The sequence below is a fragment of the Chitinophaga sp. genome (genome assembly GCF_035564935.1).
GTDB lineage: Bacteria > Bacteroidota > Bacteroidia > Chitinophagales > Chitinophagaceae > Chitinophaga.
The window spans coordinates 1-7,900 of record NZ_DATMTE010000244.1 but is presented as its reverse complement, the minus strand read 5'-3'; the positions used below and the strand labels follow the sequence as shown (position 1 = coordinate 7,900).

Annotated in this window: 5 protein-coding genes; 1 reads left to right on the top strand and 4 read right to left on the bottom strand. The window is 45.0% G+C overall.

All coding sequences use genetic code 11. The annotated features are described in order from the left end of the window. Nucleotides 1-204: 204 nt before the first annotated feature. From VN105_RS06465 to VN105_RS06450, 4 genes are all read right to left on the bottom strand, one after another. The gene (locus VN105_RS06465) at nucleotides 205-1,050 is read right to left on the bottom strand and encodes a hypothetical protein (RefSeq protein ID WP_325639073.1); all 846 of its coding nucleotides are present in this window, start codon (nucleotides 1,048-1,050) and stop codon (nucleotides 205-207) included. 39 nt (nucleotides 1,051-1,089) lie between these two features. Then, nucleotides 1,090-4,455, bottom strand: coding sequence for a TonB-dependent receptor domain-containing protein (locus VN105_RS06460; protein WP_325639071.1), 3,366 nt, complete (start codon nucleotides 4,453-4,455; stop codon nucleotides 1,090-1,092). Nucleotides 4,456-4,615: 160 nt separating this feature from the next. Continuing rightward, entirely contained in the window at nucleotides 4,616-5,779 is a 1,164-nt protein-coding gene (locus VN105_RS06455) for a FecR family protein (protein WP_325639070.1), read from the bottom strand. A gap of 199 nt (nucleotides 5,780-5,978) precedes the next feature. Then, on the bottom strand, nucleotides 5,979-6,542 hold the full coding sequence (locus VN105_RS06450; RefSeq protein ID WP_325639068.1) for an RNA polymerase sigma-70 factor: 564 nt from the start codon (nucleotides 6,540-6,542) through the stop codon (nucleotides 5,979-5,981). Between the two features lie 125 nt (nucleotides 6,543-6,667). On the opposite strand from VN105_RS06450, the gene VN105_RS06445 reads away from it, so the two are divergent. Next, nucleotides 6,668-7,702, top strand: coding sequence for a PQQ-binding-like beta-propeller repeat protein (locus VN105_RS06445; protein ID WP_325639066.1), 1,035 nt, complete (start codon nucleotides 6,668-6,670; stop codon nucleotides 7,700-7,702). Nucleotides 7,703-7,900 lie beyond the last annotated feature (198 nt).

Here is a 7,900-nt window from a genome sequence, read left to right as displayed (position 1 = left end):
GATAAAGATGGTCAGCAATAAATGTTGCAGAGCACAAGAGAACTCACTTTGATGCCCGGCTTAAGCGCTTGCAAAAGCGATCAAAATCCCTCCGGTCGTACAACCAGAGGGATTTTATTTGTAAAACGCCCCAATTGTTTCGGCATCGGTCAAAGAAAATGGAGCCATTTGACCCGATGGCTTTCATTTATTATTCTCCGGAATCTAATTTGCAAAAAGTATGTTTGTAGCTATTTCGTAAAAGGTGTCTCCCTTTTTTATAAATGGGGGAGCTTCTCCCCAGGTTTCTTTAGAAACCATGTATAAAGTAAACACATTTTTAACAGGTAGCGGATCAATGCCTGTGGGGGAAAATGCTGTATTGGAATAATTTGTTCCTCCATAATTGAGCAAAGGTTGCCCGGTGTCGCTGTTCACAAATTCGAATACGTAGTTATAACCAAGTTCGGGTAAGGGATTAGGTACGCCATCTGGCAGGATATAGTATTCAGCCTGGTCAACAGTGTTTTTTATGTCTTTAATCGTTCCGATTTCTGTGACTACTTCATTCCAGTCCACATCATAGTAACTTACCGAAACTTTGATATCTGTGTGTTCAAATGGGATAAGATCTTTTGCATAATTGGCTACTTTCAGTTTGATGTGCCCGGCCGGAGCAGGACTTTCCTGTTCCTGTTCACCAGGATCAATAAAAGCCACAGGAGCATCCATCGTAGGCTGGAACAGCGTATAGACTTCTTTGGAGCCTGCTTTCACATCGATCACCTTTTCGGCTACCACTTTCCCATTGCGGGTATCGTAAAATTCAAATTTTCCCTCTCCGGCTACGACTTTGATCTTTTTCGAAAGCACGTCCCATTCAATGGGGCGCCCGTTGTACCGGGCTGCTATAAAAACGCCTGCCCCGTTGTCCCGTAAGGCGGTTTTATCAGCATCAAAATATACATCAACAAACTCAGCGAATGGTTTTACATATTCTGCTTTCTGGCATGAATACAGTCCTGTTAATAACAGGGCTGCAGCGATAATCTTTTTTGTATGATTTGTCATCTGTTTATTTTTTTTATTCATCAGATTTACCGACTGGAATTAAAAGTTATAGCTGAAACTCAGGCTAAACCTTTGTCCGTCTTTCCTGCGGTAAGTGATAATATCGCCATCTTCTTTACGATACCTGATGGATTTTCCTTCTTTTAGTACATAGAACCTATTGTCTTCTTGTATATAATCATGAATATTCATATAGTAGCGGGTCCAGTCATTCAATAGATTGGATATATTTAACTTAACCTCCAGTTTTTTCTTAAGAAACCGGGCATAAATTTGTGCATCAAGTTGTTTGGGCGCTAATTCATATTCAACCCGTTGCATATCAACATTTGCCAGGTTGGTTCGCGGACCACGGTGATTGTAGCTTATGGTAGCACCAAAATAATCGCCCCAATATCCAAGGCCCAGGTTCAATAGCCAGGGAGATTGCCCGATTAATGGCCGGTCCTGGTTAGGATAGCGGCTCTGAACACGTTCCGCCACCTGCGTTTCAGGATTATTGATCCATTGCCAGTGACTTAATACATTGACTTTGGATTTGAGCAGCGTTCCGTTAGCATATATAAACAGGTTTTTGGCCCAATCCCTGTTGGATAGAAATGTAAAATCTTTCCGGATCTCCAGTTCCAGTCCAAGGTTTTTTGCATTTTCCATATTGGCAAACGTATAATCGGAACCGCCGGAGTGCACTAACTCGATGGGTTTATCTAATTTCTTATAATATCCGGTTAATGAAATAATTTCACCGGGTGACGGATACCATTCCAGTCGTAAATCTATATTGTCGATCAATGTAGATTGAACATGCTCACCGTAAACATAACCGCCTAATTCAAAATCATACATCGCAAACATACCCACCTCCCTGAAATCAGGGCGTATAACGGTTTTCGAATAGCTTCCCCTGATATTGAACTCCGGTGTTAAACTATAGGTGGCATTAATTGAAGGCAAAAAGTGCCAATTATTTTCTTTGACACCAAATCGATGTCTTAGTTCATCATTGGGATCTGGTTCGTCCTCGTAGGCTCGTTTATATAGGTCTTCCTGGTTCGAGTTTAAAGCAAAATATTCAGCACGAACGCCATATACCAGCCGGAGTTTATCCCATAATTTTTGATCGGCCATCAGGTATAAGGCGTGTGATGACATCCTGCCATCATAGAACCGGCCTCCCAGCGCATCTGCATAGTAATAGGCCTGACCATTACCATTGCCCATATTTTCCGGCGTTAACAACTGGTCGTAGCCTGTTTCTATCGCGGGGGCCAGTTGATTGGTAGTACCAACTGCCCAGGATCTTGTCCAGGGCGCCATTTTGTATAGATCCAGAGATCTCTTTTTTGACCAGGCCTGATACCCAAATTTGACCAGTGTTGATACCGGCTTTTCTTCTCCAAATTTGCGTGAAAATGCTGCGCTCCAATTGTAATCCGTTTCATCGATGCGCGTCCACATCCGCCAGTCTCTGAAGGCTCCGCCAGCGGAGGCCGCACTATGGGTCATTAAACCGGGTGTCTGAAAATAGGGCTCGTCCGCAATTGTTGCACTCAACCGATAGGAGAGCTTACGCTCATCTAAAATCTGTTGTCTGATTTTATTGACGGTAAACATCCCTTCGGCCTTTATCTTCCAGGGCAGCTGATAGGTGCTGGTCAATTGATGTTGCTGCAGGGACATGGCCTCCGGCAATTGATAAATAAGTTTATAGGCTATTGGATTGGAATCATCATGAGGTGTTTGAACCGACTCATTATAATTGTCGCTATAAGTACGCGCATACATATTCTTTAAGGCAATCTTAAATCCCTTGCCCTGCAATCCCATGTTGGCTACCAACCCTCCACTACTATTAAACCGGTAGGAGGTACCTGCTCCTTTGTCACCAATACCTGTGCTGTCAAGGTAATTGCCTTTAGTGGAGGATCTGAGGTTATTAAAAGGCACAATATTTTGCTCATTTCTGAAATTTGCAGAAGCTGCAAAACCAAAGCGGTTCCCGTTTCTTAGTTCATAGGTGCGTCCAAGTGATAAACGCATGTTTTGATTGGGATTGACTTTATACCTGTAAGTTTTCAACGCATCGCTGTTTAGCCTTTTAGACTGAGCGATGGCATCCAGGTCATTGTATTTTACGGCATCGCTAAATTCTGTTGGATTGAGCGGCGTACCATTCAACTCAGGATCAGTCAGGATGTAACCAGGAGGCGCATCTAATTGCGATGCCCGGTTATTCCACTGCCAGGTTTTTATGCCGTCAGGCATTTTCGATGATTTGTCAAAGAAGCCGAAATACTCGCTTGTTTGTCGCTTACCTAATCGGTAAAAGTCTTTACCGGTGGCTTGTAAATTACCTCCCAGGCCATATTGAATGGTTGAAAAATTCTTTTCCGGGATATCGATTGTATTCACCGACACCTGTCCTCCCGAAAACTCAGCTGATACGTCCGGCGTGGCTGTTTTATTCACCACCACGGTACTCACCATTTCGGTAGGGATGATATCAAAAGAAAAATCACGTTTATTTTGAGAGGTACTTGGGATCACCACTCCATCTAACATGGCCTGGTTATAACGATCCGACATACCACGTACAATAACATTCCGGTTGTTCACAGTAGTCAGGCCAGTCACCCGTTTTAATACCTGTCCCATGTCATTATCGGGTGTACGGGCAATTTGCTCGGCCGAGATACCATCGGTGACGGAAGCCGCATTCTTTTGTGCAGCATATAGTCCTGCCACGCTCTCTTTCCTGTAGCTGCCTGTAACTACTACCTGGCTGAGTTTCCGGGTGGATGGCAACAAAACGATGTTGAGGCTGGTCAGCTGACCTGCTTTCACTTCCACTTGCGTTATGCGCCTGGTTTGGAAAGAGAGATAGGTGACCTCTACGGTATAACTGCCTGGCGCTATGCTGAAGTTGTAGCTGCCGTCAACGCTGCTTTGTACCGCCTGGTTGCTCTGCACAATCTTTACAGATGCTCCGGGAAGCGGTGCGCCCCGGTCGTCCAGTACTTTACCCCCGATGCGGCCGGGCTGCTGACGAGCGGCTCCGGACACCGTGTTTACCGCTGCATTGGCGCCAGTTTCAGTGATGACCACCAACTTGTTGTCGATGGTATAGCTGTAAGGTTGTCCTTTAAAAATGGTATTGAGCACCTGTTCTACGGTTGCGTCCCTGATCTGTATGCTTACCGGTTTCGCTTTGTTGAACAGGTCTATATCGTAAAAGAAATCATACTTCGCCTGTTTCCTGATATCCTCCAGTACGGCATGAATGGTACTGTTCTGCCTGTTCATACTGACGCGCTGGGCAAACGTATAGGCGTTAGCCTGCATCAAAAAACAGGTAAGTAATAACATGGCGATCTTCATAGCACGCATGCATTGAGAAAAATTCATACTTTTGTTAATGTTAAATTGTATCGATGATTATTGTTGTCGCAATGTCCCCGATAAGCTTTTAACGATCCGGCCAGAGGTGTTCCACCACCTTTGGCTATTTTGTTTGTAGCTTATGTATTGTTTTATGCGGATTACAGCATCCGCCGTTTAATTTGTATCAATCTGTCACGATAAACCTCCTTTTTTTAACGGTTACTGTTGCTTTTTTTGTGGCCTGTATCATCCTGACGATGGCGGACAGTGGCTGTGAGCGGGACACCATACCGTTGAAGCGCATTTTGCCTATGTGCGGCGGATACTCCACCTTTATATCATACCAGCGCTCTACCTGTCGCAGTATGCTTTCGAGCGTTTCGCCCCGGAAAACAAAATCGCCGTTTACCCACGCCAACTGCTGCTGGATGTCCGCCTGTTGTACGTCCAGTTGTTTTGCCAGCACGGCCTGTTGGCCCGGCTTCAGCAATGCGGACTGCCCGGCGTTTGATCTTATCTTTACGCTGCCCTCCACCAGTGTTGTTCTGATGGCCGTTTCGTTGCCGTAGGCATTGATATTGAAATGTGTACCCAATACCTGCACTTCCTGCCCGGCAGTTTCCACAAAAAAGGGAAGGTTGCCTTTTCCGCCCGGCATGTGCTTTTTTTCGATTTCAAAGTAAACCTCGCCCGTCATCTTTACCCGGCGTTCCTTATCCGGAAATCGTACAGGATAACTCAGGGAGGATGCCGCATTGAGCATAGCTATGGAGCCGTCGGGCAGGGTTACCCGGTATTGTCCTCCATTTGGTGTAGCAATGGTATTAACTGCTGAAGTCATTGCTTCGGGTTTTCCGGCAACCTTATAACGGATATTACCATCCGCATCTTTTTCGATACGTACGCCGCTCTGTGTGGCTATGATTCCGTTCGGGGCATCGGTAAGGGAAATGACCGAACCATCTGCTAATGTCAGGCAGGCCTTGTGTGCGCCGGGCAGAATGTCTTCCTGCTGTGCAAGCTGTTGGTTGTTGCCCGTTTTACTTGTCCGGAACCAATATGTACCTGCCATCAGGATAAGTCCTACCAAAATAGCAGCGGCAATATGCCTGGTATAATCAAAGCGGAAGCGCTTTGTACGACGGTCTGCTATATGCTGGTCTATCCTCCGGCGCATGGCGACGCCACGTTTTTCGTCCGGTTCAGGCGAGGGATCTTCGGCTGTTGCAGCAATTTCTTCTGCCAGTAACTGGTCGTACAACTGCCTGAGCTGCTCTTCTTCTTCGGGGCTTAGTGTTTGTCCGTCGGCATGTTTCTGCAATAGTTTTCTAAATATATCATTGTCCATTTTTCAAATGTCTTTGTCTATTTTGTAGGGGAATTATACATTTCCCTTTATATATACAATCCAAAAACAGGGGATATCCCTTGGTCGGTGTTATAATTTTTTTTCAAAAGAATTATAACACACTGATTCTCATAAAATAGAAACAACATGTTTTTACCCACAGCTGTTGAATGGGTAGATAACGTGGCTAAAAAAAAAATTACAGAAAAAGAAAGAAGAGGAGGGTTACTCTGCCGATGCTTTGGCGTATGCGCCTGAGTGCTGTAGAAACGTGGTACTCTACGGTTTTAGGAGAAATGCCAAGCTCCCTGGCAATATGCTTTATGGAAAATTCTTCCCGCTTGCTCATGGTGTATACCCTGCGGCACTGGTCGGGCAGGTTGTTCACACAGGTGTCAACCTGTAGCTGTAGTTGTCTTGTTCTTATCGGTTCATCTGCTTCTCCGGCACGAGGTTCAGGGAAGCTGGCACGTTCAATACTTTCGCTTGCCTGTAGTTGTTTCAGGTTTTTGAGTACCAGGTGGTAGGAGGTGGTGAACAGCCAACCTTTGATATTGGTATGAGCTATAGTGTCCCATTTTTCCCAAAGGCGGATGAAGGTATCCTGTATGATGTCTTCGGCGGCCTGTTCATCCTTTAAGATGCGGAAGGCTGTCCGGTACAAAGGCTTCCAATGGCGGGCATACATCTGGTCGAATGTAACGGCATCTTCGTGTTGCGTTGTTGCTGCTGACCTGGAATGTACTGTATTGCTGGTTTCCACTATTTTGTGCCTTTTGTCCGGTCAAAATTATCGGTTAGATTTCAGGTGCTGCATAATATGCTATTAAGTTTTTATTAATTTAATGTGTTGGTAAGGTTTTTTCATGTCAATTTTTAGTTAGATATATGATCCAATTAGTCCGCCAGTTCAACGAGGTACTGGAACCGCTTATTACAGCAGGAGGCGTTGTTTACAAAAACAGTAATAATGCCATTGTCCGGATGGACAACAATTCTTCGATTATTGAAACCGCACCGGATGCGGCTCCTTTTGTTCTTGCAGCGATGGTAAATGGGGAAGTGATCATCCGGACAATGGACAAAATTATTGCCTGGGATACAGATAGCAACGTTAGAAACGAATATCCTCTCAATTATACAGGCAGTCTGCAGATTAAACTGCTGTATGATGACAACATGATCATCCGCAATAAAACGGCTGCAGGCTGGAAGCTAAGCAAGTATAATTTCAGGAACTCCAACATTATCTGGGAAGCTGATGGCGCTTATACGCACCATCTCACCAGGAATGACGATTATTTGGTGGCAACGCATACAGAGAGAAAAGAGGTGCTTACCTGTTCCAGCGAAATAAACGGCCGCCTTCTGTGGGAAGTGAATATAAATGAGCTTGGCCTGCCTGCAGGCAGTTATGAGATCATAGCAGCGCCACAGCTTGCAGGCAACCGTGTATACGCCGGCGTTACCAGTGGGCAGGCAGACCATTTACTTTGCCTGGATGCCGGAAACGGCCATTTACACTGGCAGCTGAAAGGTGCAGGTATGAAATTTCAGGTAACGGATCAAATCATACTGTGTTTTGTGAATGCGGAAATATGGCAGATTAATATTGCGGATGGCGCACGGCTTCACAGCATTGATCTGTCATCCCATATTAAGTTTGCAGGTATTGATCCCTATGCCAACGTAATATTCAGGGATAATAAAATGTACCTGGCAGGTATCCTCGATACCATTATCAGCGAATGGAATATACAAACCGGGGAGCTGCTATGGTATCACCGGGTACACGATGCCAGTAAAGCAGGTCGCAGGGGTGTTATGATACCTGCAGCCAGTGATGCATTTTATGTATTTGATAACCGAATCTATGCGCTGGATTCGAAACAGACCTTACATGTATTTGAAAAGGTAAACTAATACCCATACAGCTGGTAATTTTGGCGGGGCTGCCTGCTGCGCGGTTGTATGAACGTGGAAGGAATATATCTTCGGAAAACAAAAATTACCGGAATAAAAGGAACAGCGCTTTGAAAAAGGCGCCGTTCCTTTTTAATTTTAATCAGTATTCCTGGAAATCATAATAAGAAGGACTGCCGCTGCCACTTACAGATACTT